Raw genomic sequence first — 16,735 nt, 5'->3', positions numbered from 1 at the left:
GTAGGGGGGGGGGGGGGGGGGGGGGGGGGGGGGGGGGGGGGGGGGGGGGGGGGGGGGGGGGGGGGGGGGGGGGGGGGGGGGGGGCGCGGCCCCCCCCCCCGGGCCCCCCCCCGACCGTGGCGGCGGTGCTCCCCGGATCAGAGCACCGACGCCGCTCGGTCCCGGTCCGGGGGCGCCGGACCGGGGGTTCACGGGGTCAGTCGGCCAGCGCCGCGTCGATGGCGGCCATGAGGCTGCCCTCGGCGTCGTCGCCGTCGATGGACCAGATCATCACGCCGCCCATGCCCTGGGCCTGGGCCCAGTCGGTCTTCTGGGCGACCGCGGTCTCGTCGTCGTAGGTCCAGAGGGTCCGGCCGTCGTAGAGCCAGGCCGTTCCGGCCTCGTCGTTGCGGTACAGCTCGAAGCCCTCGTCGGTGAGTCCGCGGAGGACCTTCCAGTCCTCGGTGCCCGCGCCGTGGGTGCCCTGCGCGGGGCCGGTCGCCGGCTGGAAGAGGCCGTCGCCGTCGGGGCCGGGCTCCACGCCGGTCCACCCCTGTCCGTAGAAGGGGATGCCCAGGACCAGCTGGGCCGGGTCGACCCCGCGGTCGATGTAGGCCTGGTGGATGAGCTCGGCGGAGATGACCGGCTCGGGGTCGCGGGCGTCGGTGACGAGGTTGGACTGGTGGTTGGTGACCGACTCCCAGGTGCCGTGGTAGTCGTAGCCCTGGACGGTGACGAAGTCGAAGTTCGGCATCAGCTCGTCCAGCTCGAACCCGGCGTCCAGGCGCCAGCCGCCGGCGGGCAGGAAGGCGGTCAGCTCGTAGTGGCGGTCGTCCTCGGCGCCGAGCTCGTCCAACTGGTCGCGGAACTCCTGCACGAGGGCGGTGAAGTTCTCCTTGTCCTCGGGGCGGACGACGTTGTGCGGGTTGCCGTCGGACCCGGGCCACTCCCAGTCGAGGTCGATGCCGTCGAAGACGCCCGCGGCGGCGCCCTCGCCGCCCGCGCCGTTGAGCTCGGGGAGGTCGCCCCGGAGGTAGAGGTCGATGCAGGAGCTGACGAGCTTCTCGCGGGACTCCGCGGTCAGCGCGGCGTCGGAGAAGTGGCGCGACCACTCCCATCCGCCGAGGGAGATGCTGACGGCCAGCTCGGGGTACTGTTCCTTGAGCTTGAGGAGCTGGTTGAAGTTGCCGCGCAGAGGCTGGCCGGGGTCGTCGGCGGCGCCGTCGACGCTCTGGTCGGCGGGGACGGGGCGGCCGTAGTCGGCGAGGGCGTCGCCCTGGCCCTCCTCGTCGGTCATGACGCACTCGCCGTCGGCGCTGACGTTGCCGAAGGCGTACTGGACGTGCGTGAGCTTCTCGGCGCTGCCGCTGTCGACGAGGTCGCGGACGTGGTAGTCGCGTTCCTTCGGACCCCACTGGGTGAAGTAGGCGACGGAGTAGCTGTCGTGGGAGGGTCCCCCGCCGCCGGAGCAGGGGGAGCCGTTGACGAGGCAGTCGACGGGGTCGGTGCCTCCGTCGGCGTGCAGGCCGTTGAAGCCGAAGGAGTACTCGCCGCCGGCGGGGACGGCGGCGCCCCAGCGCGGCGGGGTGATGGTGTAGCCCTCGGCCGTGCCCGCCAGGCTCGCGTTCCACAGTTCGTGGATGCGGCTGCCGTCGGGCAGCGAGAACTCGACGGTCCAGTCGCTCACGGGGGTGTCCGAGGCGTTGTGGACGGTGATCTCACCGGTGTAGCCGGTGTTCCAGCGGGCGGACTCGACGTAGGTGACCGTGAGGTCGGAGGCGTCGGCCTCCTCTGCGGCGGCGGTGGAGGGCGCCGCGGCCAGTGGGGCGGTCAGCACCGCTGCGGCGAGGGCCGCGAGCAGGGTGCTGGAACGTCGTGCTCTCACGTCGGGAGATCTCCTGGTCATGAGCTGGGGGCGGGGGCGACCGTCGTACCGCGGAGTGTGTGGGATGGGCTGCGGCCGGTCGGTCGGAGGGTGTCTGCGCGGTCTCCCGGCAGGGGTGGTCCACGAACGAAGTGAGGTCCTGGACCTGGGTCCGGTGCCTCTGACGTGGGGGGATAAATTTTTAGGAAACTTAACTAATAATTACGCGTGGCGTCAACGGCCTCCCGTGAACTTTCTGGAGAAGATCCGCCCCGGTTTCGGGTTTTCCGAGTTGGAGGGGTGGACCGGCCCCCGGGGCTGTCCGTGTCCCCTTGTGGCCACCGGGGGCCATTGACTCCGCGTCGTGCGAGTGCTACGTCGGGTGGCCGATCCTCGTGGCGGACGGCGCCCTCCGGGTACGCCCTAGAGTGGCGGCGTGGGAAACCCGTTGAATCTTCCGTTCGACCCGATCGAGCGCGCACACGACAACTGGACGCGCAGATGGGGCGCCTCGCCCGCGATGGCGGCGGTCACCTCGGTCATGCGCGCGCAGCAGATCCTGATAGGCGAGCTGGACGGCGCCCTCAAGCCGTTCGGTCTGACCTTCGCCCGCTACGAGGCGCTCGTCCTGCTCACGTTCAGCGCCTCCGGCTCCCTGCCCCTGGGCAAGATCGGTGAGCGCCTGATGGTGCACCCGACCAGCGTCACCAACACCATCGACCGGTTGGAGGGGCAGGGCTTCGTGCGCCGCCGCCCCAACCCCAGCGACGGCCGCGGCGTGCTGGCCGACATCACCGACACCGGGCGCGCCGTCACCGAGGAGGCGACCCGGGCGCTGCTGGGCATGGACTTCGGGCTGGGCTGCTACTCCGACGAGGAGCTGTGGCGCATGCACGAGACGTTCACCAAGCTCAGGGTGGACTTCGGCGACTTCCCCGAGCCCGTGTCCGGGGCCGCCGAGGGCCGCTGAGCCGCCCGCTCCGGGCGGTGCGCCGCAGGCGTCGTCCCTGTACATATTTAGTTGGACGTCCTACTATTTCGCTATGGCGAACACCACGAGCGACCCCACCGGCGGAGGCGGGGCCGAGGAGATCGAGGCCGGGCGCGAGCGCTGGCAGCGCCGCTACGACTCCGCGCGCACACGCGACGCCGACTTCACGTCCCTGTCCGGACGCCCCCTGCAACCGGTCTACGGGCCCCCGCCCGGCGCCGAGGTGCCCGGCTTCGAGCGCGTCGGCTGGCCCGGCGAGTTCCCCTACACACGCGGACTCCACCCCACGGGCTACCGGGGGCGGGCGTGGACCATCCGCCAGTTCGCCGGCTTCGGCAACGCCCGCCAGACCAACGAGCGCTACAAGATGATCCTGGCCTCCGGCGGCGGAGGGCTCTCGGTCGCGTTCGACATGCCCACCCTCATGGGCCACGACTCGGACTCCCCCCACGCCCTGGGAGAGGTCGGCCACTGCGGGGTGGCGATCGACTCCGTGGCCGACATGGACCTGCTCTTCGACGGCATCCCCCTCGGCGACACCACGACCTCGATGACCATCAGCGGCCCCGCCGTTCCGGCGTTCTGCATGTACCTGGTCGCCGCCGAGCGCCAGGGCGTCGACGTCCGCACCCTGAACGGCACGCTCCAGACCGACATCTTCAAGGAGTACATCGCCCAGAAGGAGTGGCTGTACCCGCCGGAGCCCCAGCTGCGGCTCATCGGCGACCTCATGGAGTACTGCGCGGAGCACATCCCCGCGTACAAACCGCTGTCGGTGTCGGGCTACCACATCCGCGAGGCGGGGGCCACGGCCGGCCAGGAGCTCGCCTACACGCTCGCCGACGGCTTCGGCTACGTCGAGCTCGGCCTCTCGCGGGGGCTGGACGTGGACGCGTTCGCGCCCGGGCTGTCGTTCTTCTTCGACGCGCACATCGACTTCTTCGAGGAGATCGCCAAGTTCCGCGCCGCCCGGCGCATCTGGGCGCGCCGCCTCAGGGACGTCTACGGCGCCCGCACGGAGAAGGCCCAGTGGCTGCGGTTCCACACCCAGACGGCCGGCGTCTCCCTCACGGCCCAGCAGCCCTACAACAACGTGGTCCGGACCGCGGTCGAAGCCCTCGCCGCGGTGCTCGGCGGCACGAACTCCCTGCACACCAACGCCCTGGACGAGACCCTGGCACTGCCGACCGAGCAGTCCGCCGAGATCGCCCTCCGCACCCAGCAGGTGCTCATGGAGGAGACGGGGATCGTCAACGTGGCCGACCCGCTCGGCGGCTCCTGGTACCTGGAGGCGCTCACCGACGAGCTGGAGGCCGAGGCGGAGCGGATCTTCGCGGAGATCCTGCGGATGGGCGGCGGGGAGGGGGCCGAGCACGCGATCGGCCCGATGACCTCCGGCATCCTCGCCGGGATCGAGAACGGCTACTTCAGCTCGGAGATCGCCGAGTCCGCCTTCCAGTACCAGCAGGCCCTGGAGAAGGGCGACAAGCGGATCGTGGGGGTCAACTGCCACACCGGCACCGTCTCCGGCGAACTGGACATCCTCCGGATCAGCCACGAGGTGGAGCACGAGCAGAAGCGCGAGCTGGCCGAGCGCCGGTCGCGCCGCGACGGCGCCGCCGTGGACGCGGCGCTGGCCGCCCTCCTGGAGGGGGTCCGCGCGGCCGACCGCAACCTGATCCCCCTCATCATGGACGCCGCCCGGGCCGAGGCCACGATGGGCGAGATCTGCGCGACGATGGGGGAGGAGTTCGGTACCTACACCGAGGACCCGCGCTTCTGAGACCGGGCCCCCACGAGCCGCGCGGCCCCGCCGGAACCCTCCGGCGGGGCCCGTCGTTCGTCACGCGGGGGCAGGAGGGGAGGCCCGCCCCCGGGACGCGTTCGGCGGAACACGTCCCGGCCCCTTCGCGGGCGGTCCACGCCCTCCCCGCGGATACGGCAGGATGGAAGCATGCAGCCTTCGGACTTTTCACCGAACAGTGCCGTTGACCTCGGCGCGCGCAAGGCGGCCATGGAACGCGAGGCCAAACAGCGTGCGGCGGAGTCGGCGGGTCGATCCAACCCCTACGCCTTCGACGTCGACGAGTCCTCCTTCCAGGCCCAGGTCCTCGAACGGTCCATGACCGCTCCCGTCGTGCTGGCCGTCCTCGCGGGCTGGTCCGACCAGTCCAAGCAGTTCGAGGACGTCCTGGACAAGCTCTCGGCGGCCTCCGGCGGGAACTGGTTCCTCGCCAAGGTCGACAGCGACGCGAGCCCTCAGCTGGTCCAGGCCCTCCGGGTGCCCACGGCCCCGATGATCATCGTGGCCGTCCAGGGGCAGCTCCTGCCCGGCCCGGCGGGCCCGGCGACCGAGGAGCAGCTCACCGGCTGGCTCACCGAGGCGTTCGCCGCCCTCCAGGAGCAGGGCGCGCTGCCCCCGGGCCACCCCGGAACCCTCGCGGGGGAGCCGGGGCCCGAGGACGCCGCCGGCGCGCAGCCGGAGGCGCCCCAGGGCCGCCCGGTGGACGCCGAGGCCCAGGAGGCCCTGGACCGGGGCGACTTCGACGCCGCCGCGGCCGTCTACGCCAAGGCCGTCGAGGCCGACCCGGGCGACACCGAGTCCAGGAGCAAGCTCGCCCAGGTGGGCCTGGTGGGGCGCCTCCAGGACGTCGACCCGGACGCGGCCCGTGCGGCCGCCGACGCCGACCCGGCGGACGTGGACGCGCAGACCACCGCGGCCGACATCGACATGTACGGCGGCAAGTTCGAGGACGCCTTCGACCGCCTCGTCGCCACGGTCAGGGCGACGCGCGACAAGGACCGCGACCGGGCGCGCCAGCACCTGCTGGGGCTGTTCGACCTGCTGCCCCCGGGCGACCCGCGTGTGAGCGCGGCCCGGCGCAAGCTCACCTCCGCGCTGTTCTGAGGACGGCGCGGGGGAGCGGTCCGACCGTTCCGGCCCCGGTCGCCCCGACCGGGACCGGAACGGCGGTCCCCGCCGAATTTCCGTCCGGAACCGGCCGCGGAGGTCCGCCGACCGGTCCGGGCGCCGCGGAAAGTCGGCGCGTTCTTGCGCGGACGATCACGGATGGCCCGCCGCCGCCTGGGTAAAGAGTCCGCAAGAGGCGGGCCGCACGGCCCGCAGGTCGACCCGGCAGGTGTCCCATGGCGAGCGACGACGACCCCCGCAGGACCGGCGAGCCCGTGGTCACGATCTCGGCCACCTACGGCGCGGGAGGCAGCGCGGTGGGGCCGGCCGTCGCCGCACGGCTGGGCGTGGCCTTCCTCGACCGCGCGATCCCCAGCGCCGTGGCGGCCCAGATCGGCTGCTCCCTGGACGAGGTCCTCCAGCGCGACGACCGCGCCCCCGGAGGGCTCGAACGCCTCCTCGCCAGTGCCGCACGCCTTCCCACCGTCACGCTGGGAAGCGTCGACACCGCCTTCATCGGCACCACCGACGACGAGGGGCGCCTCCTCTACGACCACGAGTTCGTGGAGCAGACCGAACTCGTCATCGGCGAGGTCGCCCACAGCGGCGGCGTCGTCCTCGGACGCGCCGGGGCCGTCGTCCTCGCCGACCACCCCGCCGCCCTGCACGTGCGCCTGGACGGCGGCCGCGACGCGCGCCTGCGCAGGGCCCGCGCCCTGTGGGAGGCCGGCGACCGGGAGGAGTGCTCCGGGCGCGGCTGGGGGGAGGGCGTGCCCACGCTGCGGCTGCTGGACGACAACGACCGCGCCCGGGCCTCGTACGTGCGCCGCTTCTACCACGCCGACCCCGCCGACCCGCGCCACTACCACCTGGTCCTGGACACCTCGGCGCTGTCCCTGGAGGCCTGCACGGACCTCGTCGTGAGGGCTGCCGAGGACCGGGCGGCCCCCGCCGGGGACCTCCCGCCCCGGGCCGGCGGACGTCCGGACGACACTTCTGATTCGTCGTAATTTGTGCGATTTTTTACCATCGCGGTAATTGTCACCTTGTGCTGACGGTGGGCGCTTGACTCGGGTAAGGTAAGGCGACTTGGTTCCGGGTCCCGACCAGCCCCCACCCGCAACCGAGGTCCGCGTGCGGCCGCCACCACGGTGGGACCGCGCGAACCGGACACGCAGGACACCCTCGCCCCGCACACGGGCGGGACGCGAGCGCCGCCCGCGCACGCGCCTACCGCACCGGGCCCCCGGCCGGGCCGCGAGAGCGCGGCGCGGCCCCGCGGCGGGAGGGTCCCTCCGACGCCGGCAGCGCGTCCCCGCGAGGAGCCGTCCGCGTGTTCGACGGGCGCACAACACCGAGCCAGAGCCGAGGAGCAACACGTGGCCACCCTTCCCAGCGTTTCGTACTCCATCACCGTCCGCCTCGAACTCGACGCTGGGGGCAGCGCTGTCGGCAGCCTCACCAACGCCGTCGAGCAGGTGGGCGGCATGATCACCGCGCTGGACGTGGCCGCGGCCGGGCACGAGCGCATCCGCATCGACGTCACCTGCGCCGCCCGCGACACCGAGCACGCGCAGGCCATCGTCGACGCGCTGGGCGCCGTCGAGGGCGTGGTCGTCCACAAGGTCAGCGACCGGACCTTCCTCATGCACCTGGGCGGCAAGATCGAGATGAAGTCGAAGGTGCCGCTGCGCAACCGCGACGAGCTCTCCATGGCCTACACCCCCGGCGTCGCCCGCGTCTCCCAGGCCATCGCCGCGAACAAGGACGACGCCCGCCGCCTGACCATCAAGCGCAACAGCGTCGCCGTCGTCACCGACGGGTCCGCCGTCCTGGGCCTGGGCAACATCGGCCCCGAGGCCGCCATGCCCGTCATGGAGGGCAAGGCCGCCCTGTTCAAACGCTTCGCCGACATCGACGCCTGGCCCATCGCCCTGGACACCCAGGACGTGGACGAGATCGTCCGCACCGTCCAGGTGATCGCCCCGGGGTTCGGCGGGATCAACCTGGAGGACATCTCCGCGCCCCGCTGCTTCGAGGTCGAGGCCCGCCTGCGCGAGCTGCTCGACATCCCCGTCTTCCACGACGACCAGCACGGCACCGCCATCGTCGTGCTCGCCGCCCTGCGCAACGCCCTGCGCGTCGTCGGCAAGAAGCTCGGCGAGGTCCGCATCGCCATGTCCGGCGCGGGCGCGGCCGGCACCGCCATCCTCAAGCTCCTCATGCACGCCGGGGCCCGCGACATCATCGTCAGCGACGTCCGCGGCGCGGTGCACACCGGGCGCGACGACCTGGACCCCAACCTCCGGTGGATCGCCGAGCACACCAACCCCGAGGGCTACAGCGGCGACCTCCGCGGCTCCGTCGCCGGAGCGGACGTCTTCATCGGCGTCTCCGCCCCCAACCTGCTCGACGGCGAGGACATCGCCGAGATGAACGACGACTCGATCATCTTCGCGCTGGCCAACCCCGACCCCGAGGTGGACCCGGAGGTCGCGCACCTGCACGCCTCCGTCGTGGCCACGGGCCGCAGCGACTACCCCAACCAGATCAACAACGTCCTGGTCTTCCCCGGGTTCTTCCGCGGGCTGCTCGACGCCCAGAGCCACGACGTCACCTCCGACATGATGGTCGCCGCCGCCGAGGCCCTCGCCGACGTCGTCAGCGAGGACGAGCTGGGCCCGAACTACATCATCCCCAGCGTGTTCCACTCCGACCTGTCCACCCACGTGGCGACCGCGGTGCGCGAGGTCGCCCAGCGCGGGCCGCGCGACCAGGTCCAGTGACGCCGGACCCGGGGGCGGCGCCCCGCGGGAGGGAGCGGTGGACCCGGGCGTGTAACGGCCTGGGAACACGGGCGAATCGGCGGCTGTTCCGGGGTAGAGGTGCAGCATGGACCAGTCGACGATGACCGGGCGGCTCCTGGTGGCCGCCCCCCTCCTCCAGGAGGACTCCTTCCGCCGATCGGTGGTGTTCGTCGTGGACGACACGGCCGACGGCACGCTCGGGGTGATCCTCAACCGCCCCCTGGGTATGGCCGTGGACGAGGTCGTCACCGATTGGGGCGCCTACGCGAGCGAACCGGCGGTGATGTTCTCGGGCGGCCCCGTCGGGGCCGACTCCGGGATAGCCCTGGGCACGGCCGGGGCCGGGGAACCGCCGCCGGGCTGGGCGCCCCTGGAGGGCCTCGCCCCGGGGCTGGGCCTGGACGCGGTCGGCGTGGTGGACCTGGAGGGCCCCCCTCAGGTGCTGGGGACGGCCCTGGGAGCGTTCCGCGTGTTCGCCGGCTACGCCGGGTGGAGCGCGGGCCAGCTGCTGGAGGAGATCGGCGAGGGCGCGTGGTTCGTGGTCGACGCGGTCGCCTCGGACGTGTTCACCACGTCCCCCGAGGGCCTGTGGGCCCGGGTGCTGCGGCGCCAGGGCGGGCGGATGGCGCTCCTGTCCACCTACCCGGACGACCCCACCATGAACTGAGCGCCCACCGGGGTGGGCGCGGCACCCTATACCGTGGAACGCAGACGTCGAAAGGTGTGAGGCACGATGGCGATGGACATCCTCAACAAGGTCCTTCCTGACAGTGAGACCCGGCCGGACATCTCCCACGACAGCGGGGACCGGGAGCGGTTCGCCCACTACGTGCAGAAGGACAAGATCACCGAGAGCGCCGTCACCGGCAACCCCGTGATCGCCCTGTGCGGGAAGGTCTGGGTCCCCAACCGGGACCCCAAGAAGTTCCCGGTGTGCCCCGACTGCAAGAAGGCCTACGAGGAGATGATGAAGTAGGACCTCTCCACGTCGCCTCCACGCGGTGGGCGCCACACCGAAGGCCTTGGCACGTTCGCGTGCCAAGGCCTTCGTGCTCTCCGCGGGCCCCCTGTCGCCGCGCGCGTGCCACCGCTCACCGGCGAACGCGCTCCGCGGCCTCCGGGGCCCCGCGGGCGCCCGGGCCGTGCCCGCTCAGGGCCTCCGGTCCGGGCGCCCGCCCAGCGGCTCCGGGGTCAGGCGGCGTCCTCGGGGGCCGGGACGCCGCGCCTGCGGGCGGCGTACACGGCCGTGCCGCCGGCGGCCACGGCCACCGCGGCGGCGGCGAGTAGGCCCGTGAGGGCGGCACCGGTGTTGGGCAGACCGGGCTTGTCGCCGCCGTCACCGCCGCCGTCGCCCGGGCCGCCGGGGGCACCCCCGGAGCCGTCGCCGCCGCCCGGGACCGTCACGTCCTCGTCCACGCTCACGGTGAGGGAGACCGGGTCCAGCGCCACCCCCTCGGAGTAGAAGTCCGCGAAGGCGGGCACGCCCTCGGCGGTCAGGGTGGCGGGGATCGGGTCCCAGCTCAGGACGCCGTCCGCGAGCTCGTACCCCACCCCGGACAGGTCCAGGTCGGCGAACGCGACGTCGTCGTAGGAGACGAGCTCCTCGCCGGCGAGCGACTTGCTGACCACGTCGGCGTACAGGACGCCCGCGCCGTCCTCGATCTCCACGCGGGGGTCGCTGACCGTCATGTGCAGGAGCGGGTCGGCCCCGTCGTACACGTGGCCCTCGAAGACGACGGTGCCCTCGAAGCCGATGGCGGCCGTGGACGCGGACGGGTCCACCTCGCCGCTGCCGTTCGTGAACGCGTAGGTGCCGTCCTCGTTCGTCGTCGCGCCGTTCCCGGTGCTGATCTCACCGTGGGCGATGTCGCCGGTGATGTAGTTGCGGAACGACTCCTTGACGCCCCAGTCCGCGCGGCCGTTGTGGACGGTCAGCGGGCCCTCGGGATCCGTGGGGTCGACGGGGTCCGTCGGCTCCTCGGAGGGGTCGGTCGGCTCCTCGGTGGGCTCCTCCCCGGAGGCGAAGGAGACGGGCGTCCACACGTCCTGGTCGCGGTTGGCGATGTCGGTGTGGTCGTTGAAGACCGCCACGTAGCACTGCGACTCGACGCAGTCGTAGGCGGTGCCGTCCTTGTCGTAGGAGCCGGTCACCGCCACCTCGGTGCTGAAGGCGCCGTCCTCGCCCGGGGCGGTGGCGCCGCGCAGCCACACCGCTCCCGTGTAGTGGGCGGGGAAGGAGTCGGCCGACCGCGGAACGGCGGTCAGCGCCGCGTAGACGCCCTGGCCCGGACGGAATCCGGTGCCCTCGAGGGTGACCGTGTCGCCCTCGGGGTCCAGGCCGGAGTCCGGGGTCACGGTGACCCGGGGGGCGGGCTCGGGGCCGCCCGGGCCGGTGACGTCCTCGATGCCGGCGGTGAAGGACAGCGGGTCCATCGGCGACCCGGCGGAGTAGAAGCTCGCGAACGGCTCGACCGCGTCGGCGTGCAGGGCGCCCGCGGCGGAGGTGAAGGAGATCTCCTCGCCCTCGACGGTCACCTCGGCGCCGGTCAGCTCGGCGACCGCGACCTCTCCGTACTCGACCAGGTCTCCCGGGGGCAGGTTCGGGTTGACTCCGCCGAACTCGCGGCTGGCCACGTCGGCGTACACCGTGGCGGCGTCGCCGTCGAACACCACCCGCGGGTCGGAGACCCGGACCTCCAGGACGGGGCCCTGGCCGTAGTCGTGGCCGCTGAAGACGACGGTCCCGGTGAAGTCCACCTCGCCGGAGGCGTCCTCCTTGGACACGGCGCCGCCCGCCGTGGGGAAGTCCACGGTGCCGTCGGCCAGCACCGTCGCACCGCCGGAGGCCTCGTAGCCGCCGTGGGCGATCGGCCCGGAGATGTAGTTGCGGAAGGACTGCTTCACGCCCCAGGCGGCCGAGCCCCCGGCGAGGGGCACGGTCTCGGCGGCGGAGGCGGGGGCCGCTGCGACGGCGAGCGAGGCGCCCAGGGCGGCGACGCCCGCGTAGGCGGTGAGGGCGCGCAGGGCCCTGCGGGCTCTGCCCGGGGCTCCGCTCCCGCCGGTCGTGGTCGTGGTCATGGGATTCGTCGGTCCAATCGTGAGGGGGATGGGTGGTGGGGACGGCCCCCGGCGCGTGCCGGGGGCCGGTGGGTCGGCGGCCCCGATGAGCGGGAGCGGCGGGGTCCACCGGTGGGGGTCTGGACCGGTCAGCCAGAGGCCGGGTCCGCCGCGGCGGTGTCCCCGCGTCGGCGGCGGGCGGCGAACAGGGCCGCGGCGCCGGTCAGGGCGGCCACGGAGGCGGTCAGGACGAGGCCGTGGAGCTCGGCGCCGGTCCGGGGGAGGCGGCCGGGCGAGCCGTTCCCGCCGGAGCCGTCACCGCCGTTCCCGCCGCCACCGCCGCCACTGTTGCCCCCGGCCGACTCGCCGCCGGAGCCGCCCTCGCCCGCTCCGCCGCCGGAGCCGGAGCCGAAGGAGACGGGGACGAACACGTCCTGGCTGCGGTCGCTCGAACGGGTGTGGTCGTTGCGGGTGACCACCGCGCACTCCGTGCCGGAGGCGGTGCAGTCGGTGTTCTCGTCAGCGGACCGGACCTCGAGCTGAACGCTGAAGCCGCCGTCGGCGCCGCTGCCGGTGTAGGGGGTGGTCAGTCCCTCGCCGTAGGGCGGGGGGTTGCTGGAGACCCACACCGAGGCGCCGCCGGAGCCGTCCATGTCCACGCCGCCGATGCACGGGCCGGGGGCCTGCGTCGGGCCGGCCGCGCTGGTGTCGCACAGGGCGACGTAGACGCCCTTGGAGGTGTCGTAGCCGGTGCCGGTGACCGTGACGGTCTCACCGGCGGGGGTGAGCCCCGAGGTCTTGGAGACGGTCAGCGCGGGGGCGCCGGGCTCCCGGGGAGCGGGGGCCTGCGGGGCGGCGGGCCGCGCCTCCGGCCGCGCCTCCGGCCGCGCCTCCGGCCGTGCCTGCGGGACCGCCCCGGGAACCGTCTCCGGCACGGCGGCCGGGACGGCGAAGGCCACGGGGACCCGGCCCACCACGGCCGGGGCGGGCGGGGCCTCGGGGGCGGACGCGGGGACGGCCGTCCCCGCGCCGGGGGAGGCGGCCGGTGCGGTCCGGTCGGCCTCCTCGCCGTCCTCCCCGTTGTCGTCCCCGTCCTCGTCCGCGGCCGGGCCGGGCGCCCAGGTCCCCCCGGTGGCCGTGCCCCCGTCGACGGCGGGGACGACCTCCAGGAGGCGGATCTCGAACGGGTCCTCCGCCGCGTCCAGGCCCGCCCCGGCGGCGAACTCCGCCCCCGTGGCGAGGGCGACCGTGAAGGTTCCGCGCGGTCCGACCTCGACCCTCACCGCGTTGCCGTCGTCGGGGACGGCCCCGTCGACGGCGGAGCGGGTGTCCGCGGACCCGGCCGGCACGGCCCAGGTGGCGACCTCGACCAGCGAGCCGGGGGTGTGGCCGATCCCGGAGACGGTGACGGTGTCGCCCTCGGGGTCGAGGTCCTCGGTCCGGTCCACGGTGGTGACACGGGGGTGGCCGGGGCCGTCGTCCGGTGACGGGACGGGTTCGGCGAGCGCCGTCGCCGGAACCGCCGTGGACAGCACCGCCGCGACGGCGGTGGCTGCGAGGGGCGGGACGAGCCCGCGGCGCCGCCCGTGGCCCGGGCGGGGGGAAACCGCTGCTTGCATCAGAGGCCTTCGCTTCGTGCGGGGCGGTGGAAGACCGCCCTCCGCGTGAGGTGGGGAGAGTTCTTTAGGTTACGCTTACCTTTGTGAAGTGAGCCTTGCCTAACTCGAAGTCCGCGCCGGAACAGTTGAACACCGAAGCATCGGGCTTGTCAAGATAATGACGAAGTGTCATATAAATGGCGTCGTCGCATCCCCGCTCCCAGGCGACACCCGCCCGTGCACCCGGTACACGGACCACCGAAAGCGACCCCCATGCCACTCGCCGACGCGCGGCGCCGCCCGCGCGGACACCGCCCACGCCCACGATCCGCCCCGCTCCTCGCCGCCGCCTGCGCCCTCGCCCTGGCGCTGGCCGGCTGCACCGGGGGAGGAGGCGGCGCGCCCGAGGCCCCCGCGCCGGGGGACGGCGCCGCCGACATCCCCGACTTCTCCGAGAACCGACTCCAGCCGCTGGAGGGGACCGGGGAGCCCGAACTCCCCGTCACCGTCGACTCGGTCGTCCTCGACCCGTACCGCACCAGTGACGACCCCCTGGAGTACGAGCGGGTCGAGGTCGACGACGTCAGCCGCATCCTCCCGCTCACCGGCAGCCTCGCCGAGATCGTCTTCACCCTCGGCCTCGGCGACAACGTGGTCGGACGCGACGTCGCCGCCACGTTCCAGGAGGCCGCCGGCCTCCCCGTCATCAGCGAGGGGCACGAGGTCTCCGCCGAGAGCGTCCTCGCCCTCGAACCCACGGTGATCCTCGCCGACACCCAGACGGGGCCCTCCGAGGCCGTCGAGCAGATCCAGAGGTCCGGGATCCCCGTCGTCGTCGTCGAGGAGGCCTGGTCCATCGACGAGATGTACCCGCGCTTCGAGCGGGTCGCGGAGGCGCTCGGGGTCCCCGACGACGGCGCGGCCCTGTCCGAGCGCACGCGGGCGCAGATGGCCGACGTCCGGGAGGGCCCGATCGGCTCCGGAGCCGGTGACGGCCCCCTCGTGGCCTTCCTCTACCTGCGGGGCACGGCCGGGGTCTACCTCCTCGGCGGCGAGGGCTCGGGCGCCGACGCCGTGCTCGCCGAGATCGGCGCGCGCGACGCCGGGGTCGAGATGGGCCTGACCACACCGTTCACCCCCATCACCACCGAAGCACTCATCGCGGCCCAGCCCGACGTGCTCCTCGTGATGACCAAGGGACTGGAGTCCGTGGGCGGCGTCGACGGGCTCGTCGAGATCCCCGGCGTCGCCCAGACCCCGGCCGGCGCGGCACGGGCGGTCGTCGACTTCGAGGACGGCGTCCTGCTCAACTTCGGCCCCCGCACCCCGCAGGTCGTCGTGGCCCTCGCGGACGAACTGGCCGCGATCCAGGCGGAGGGGGAGGGCCGGTGACCGCCCCCGACACCGCCGCCCTCGGGCGGGCCGGCGCGGACGGCGGCCCCCCGCCGGGGCCCGGGGGGCGCGCCGCCCGCCGCCTGCGGGCCGTGCTCCTGCTGGCCGGTCTCGGCACGGGCCTGGCCGCGGTCTCGCTCGTCGCGGCCGGCGCCGGCGCCTACCCGGTGCCCGCCGACCAGGTCGCCTCCTCGCTCCTGCACGCGGTCGGGCTGGAGGTCGGCACGCCCCCCGACCGGATCGGCCGGACCGTCCTGTGGGACGTGCGCTTCCCCCGCGTCGTCCTGGCGGTCATGGTCGGCGCCGCCCTCGGCGCCGCCGGGGCCATGATGCAGGGGATCTTCGGCAACCCCCTCGCCGAGCCCGGCGTCATCGGGGTCTCCTCCGGCGCGGCGGTCGGCGCGATCGTGGTCATCTTCACGGGGCTGACCGTGCTCGGACACTGGACGATCATCGCCGCGTCGTTCGTGTTCGGGCTGGCGACGACCCTGTTCGTGTACGTCTTCGCGCGCTCGCGCGGCCGTACCGAGGTCGTCACCCTGCTCCTCACGGGCATCGCCGTCAACGCCGTGGCGGGAGCGGCCATCGGCCTGATGACCAACTTCTCCCAGGACGCCGAGATCCAGACCATCACCTTCTGGCAGCTCGGCAGCGTCTCCACCGCCACCTGGTCCAAGGTCGCGGCGATCGCCCCGTGCCTCCTGGCCGGCCTGGCCGTGATCCCCTTCTACGCCCGGCGCCTCGACCTGCTCTCGCTCGGCGAGGGGCCCGCGCGCCACCTGGGGGTGGACGTGGAGCGCATGCGTCTCGTCCTCATCTGCGCCATGGCGCTGCTCACCTCGGCCGCCGTCGCGTTCGCGGGGATCGTCGCGTTCGTCGGCCTGGTCGTCCCGCACATCATCCGCATGGTCACCGGCCCAGGGCACCGGGTCCTGCTGCCCGCCAGCGCGCTCGGCGGAGGGCTCCTCCTGCTCGCCGCCGACCTGCTCGCCCGCACCGTCGCCGCGCCGGCCGAGATCCCCCTCGGCGTCGTCACCGCGGCCCTCGGCGGGCCGTTCTTCTTCTACCTTCTGCACCGCACCCGCGCCAAGCAGGGAGGATGGTCGTGAACACCCTTCCCCGTCTGCGCCGGCGGATCTCCGCCGCCGTCGCCCCCCTGTCCCGTCCCCCCGTGCTCCCGGTCCGCGCCGCGGCCGGCTCGGAGGTGGTCCGCGCCGAGGGCGTCACCGTGCGCCGGGGCGGACGCGCCCTCCTGGACGGGGTCGACCTCACGGTGCGCGCCGGAGAGCTCCTGGCCCTGGTGGGCCCCAACGGGGCGGGCAAGTCCACCCTGCTCGCCGCGCTGTCCGGCGACGTCGCCGGCGGGCCGGCCCGGGGGGAGGCCGACGAGGGCGCCGTGCTCCTCTTCGACCGGCCCCTGCCGGAGTGGACCCCGCCCCGGCTCGCGCTGCGCAGGGCCGTCCTCCCCCAGGAGGCGCCGGTCAGCTTCCCGTTCTCGGTCGCCGAGCTCGTCGCCATGGGCCGGGCCCCCTGGGCGGGGCTGTGCGACCCCGGCGCCGACGACGCCGCCGTGGCCGCGGCCATGGACGGCACGGGCGTCGCCCACCTGGCCGGACGCCGGTTCCCCACCCTCTCCGGGGGGGAGCGGGCCAGGGTGATGCTCGCGCGGGTCCTCGCCCAGGACACGCAGGTGCTGATGCTCGACGAGCCGACGGCGGCCCTGGACATCAGGCACCAGGAACTCGTACTGTCCATCGCGCGTCAGATTTCGGAGGACGGCGGGGCGGTTATCGTGGTCCTGCACGATTTGGGGCTTGCGGCGGCCTACGCCCATCGTGTGGCGATACTCTCCGGAGGACGGATCGCCGCGCAGGGAGCCCCCGCCGACGTGTTCACCGCGTCCCTGCTCGGCAACGTCTACCAGCACGAGGTCGAAGTCCTGCCGCACCCGCGTACCGGGGTCCCGCTGGTCGTGCCCCTCCGGTAGGTGTCCGGCGCACATGAGAGCGTCCACAGGAGTAGGTCGTATTGGTGTCCACAACTGAACGGCAGCCACACGAAGAACCCCCGTACGAGCGGCGGGAGGGGCGTGGACGGAGCGCGGGCGGCCGACGCCGCCGTGCGCCCCGGCCCAGG

The 16,735-nt window shown here is 73.8% G+C and carries 13 protein-coding genes; 10 read left to right on the top strand and 3 right to left on the bottom strand.

Going from position 1 to position 16,735, the window contains the following annotated elements; all coding sequences use genetic code 11:
* Positions 1–196: 196 nt before the first annotated feature.
* On the bottom strand, positions 197–1,864 hold the full coding sequence (locus ACIRPH_RS23630; protein ID WP_402917914.1) for a glycosyl hydrolase family 18 protein: 1,668 nt from the start codon (positions 1,862–1,864) through the stop codon (positions 197–199).
* 427 nt (positions 1,865–2,291) lie between these two features.
* Here ACIRPH_RS23630 and ACIRPH_RS23625 point away from each other — a divergent pair, with 427 nt between their 5' ends.
* The 7 genes from ACIRPH_RS23625 (at position 2,292) to ACIRPH_RS23595 (ending at position 9,528) form a co-directional block, all read left to right on the top strand.
* The gene (locus ACIRPH_RS23625; RefSeq protein ID WP_267950494.1) at positions 2,292–2,813 is read left to right on the top strand and encodes a MarR family transcriptional regulator; all 522 of its coding nucleotides are present in this window, start codon (positions 2,292–2,294) and stop codon (positions 2,811–2,813) included.
* A gap of 73 nt (positions 2,814–2,886) precedes the next feature.
* On the top strand, positions 2,887–4,617 hold the full coding sequence (locus tag ACIRPH_RS23620; RefSeq protein ID WP_402917911.1) for a methylmalonyl-CoA mutase: 1,731 nt from the start codon (positions 2,887–2,889) through the stop codon (positions 4,615–4,617).
* Between the two features lie 171 nt (positions 4,618–4,788).
* Positions 4,789–5,742 carry a co-chaperone YbbN gene (locus ACIRPH_RS23615; RefSeq protein WP_402917908.1) on the top strand — a complete coding sequence of 318 codons (954 nt, stop codon included), beginning with the start codon at positions 4,789–4,791 and terminating at the stop codon, positions 5,740–5,742.
* Between the two features lie 239 nt (positions 5,743–5,981).
* The gene (locus ACIRPH_RS23610; protein WP_402917905.1) at positions 5,982–6,755 is read left to right on the top strand and encodes an AAA family ATPase; all 774 of its coding nucleotides are present in this window, start codon (positions 5,982–5,984) and stop codon (positions 6,753–6,755) included.
* A gap of 369 nt (positions 6,756–7,124) precedes the next feature.
* Positions 7,125–8,531, top strand: a complete 1,407-nt coding sequence (locus tag ACIRPH_RS23605) for an NAD-dependent malic enzyme (protein ID WP_402917902.1) — start codon at positions 7,125–7,127, stop codon at positions 8,529–8,531.
* A gap of 106 nt (positions 8,532–8,637) precedes the next feature.
* Complete coding sequence (locus ACIRPH_RS23600; RefSeq protein ID WP_402917899.1) at positions 8,638–9,219, top strand: YqgE/AlgH family protein; 582 nt, start codon at positions 8,638–8,640, stop codon at positions 9,217–9,219.
* Positions 9,220–9,285: 66 nt separating this feature from the next.
* Positions 9,286–9,528: a DUF3039 domain-containing protein gene (locus ACIRPH_RS23595; protein WP_267946310.1), complete on the top strand. Its 243-nt coding sequence runs from the start codon at positions 9,286–9,288 to the stop codon at positions 9,526–9,528.
* Between the two features lie 215 nt (positions 9,529–9,743).
* Here ACIRPH_RS23595 and ACIRPH_RS23590 read toward each other — a convergent pair whose 3' ends face one another.
* A complete protein-coding gene (locus ACIRPH_RS23590) occupies positions 9,744–11,630 on the bottom strand; it encodes an HtaA domain-containing protein (protein WP_402917895.1) in 1,887 nt (628 codons plus the stop codon).
* 128 nt (positions 11,631–11,758) lie between these two features.
* Positions 11,759–13,228, bottom strand: a complete 1,470-nt coding sequence (locus ACIRPH_RS23585) for a cell wall protein (RefSeq protein ID WP_402917892.1) — start codon at positions 13,226–13,228, stop codon at positions 11,759–11,761.
* A 252-nt stretch (positions 13,229–13,480) separates the two neighbouring features.
* Here ACIRPH_RS23585 and ACIRPH_RS23580 point away from each other — a divergent pair, with 252 nt between their 5' ends.
* From ACIRPH_RS23580 to ACIRPH_RS23570, 3 genes are read left to right on the top strand one after another with little or no spacing between them, the layout of a single operon-like run.
* A complete protein-coding gene (locus ACIRPH_RS23580) occupies positions 13,481–14,599 on the top strand; it encodes a hemin ABC transporter substrate-binding protein (protein ID WP_402917889.1) in 1,119 nt (372 codons plus the stop codon).
* Positions 14,596–15,708 carry a FecCD family ABC transporter permease gene (locus ACIRPH_RS23575; protein WP_402917886.1) on the top strand — a complete coding sequence of 371 codons (1,113 nt, stop codon included), beginning with the start codon at positions 14,596–14,598 and terminating at the stop codon, positions 15,706–15,708. Before ACIRPH_RS23580 ends, ACIRPH_RS23575 begins: the two co-directional genes overlap by 4 nt.
* A complete protein-coding gene (locus ACIRPH_RS23570) occupies positions 15,705–16,586 on the top strand; it encodes a heme ABC transporter ATP-binding protein (protein WP_402917883.1) in 882 nt (293 codons plus the stop codon). The genes ACIRPH_RS23575 and ACIRPH_RS23570 overlap by 4 nt, the downstream gene beginning before the upstream one ends.
* Positions 16,587–16,735 lie beyond the last annotated feature (149 nt).

It is taken from the genome of Nocardiopsis sp. NPDC101807 (assembly GCF_044766605.1).
Classification (GTDB): Bacteria; Actinomycetota; Actinomycetes; order Streptosporangiales; family Streptosporangiaceae; genus Nocardiopsis; species Nocardiopsis tropica.
Note: the sequence above shows the minus strand (reverse complement) of the source record. Positions and strands in the feature narration are given on the sequence as shown.

Coding starts and splice junctions, on each gene's coding strand:
- ACIRPH_RS23620 (WP_402917911.1), top strand. CDS start 2,887: ATGGCGAACACCACGAGCGACCCCACCGGCGGAGGCGGGGCCGAGGAG.
- ACIRPH_RS23615 (WP_402917908.1), top strand. CDS start 4,789: ATGCAGCCTTCGGACTTTTCACCGAACAGTGCCGTTGACCTCGGCGCG.
- ACIRPH_RS23610 (WP_402917905.1), top strand. CDS start 5,982: ATGGCGAGCGACGACGACCCCCGCAGGACCGGCGAGCCCGTGGTCACG.
- ACIRPH_RS23600 (WP_402917899.1), top strand. CDS start 8,638: ATGGACCAGTCGACGATGACCGGGCGGCTCCTGGTGGCCGCCCCCCTC.
- ACIRPH_RS23595 (WP_267946310.1), top strand. CDS start 9,286: ATGGCGATGGACATCCTCAACAAGGTCCTTCCTGACAGTGAGACCCGG.
- ACIRPH_RS23590 (WP_402917895.1), bottom strand. CDS start 11,630: ATGACCACGACCACGACCGGCGGGAGCGGAGCCCCGGGCAGAGCCCGC.
- ACIRPH_RS23585 (WP_402917892.1), bottom strand. CDS start 13,228: ATGCAAGCAGCGGTTTCCCCCCGCCCGGGCCACGGGCGGCGCCGCGGG.
- ACIRPH_RS23580 (WP_402917889.1), top strand. CDS start 13,481: ATGCCACTCGCCGACGCGCGGCGCCGCCCGCGCGGACACCGCCCACGC.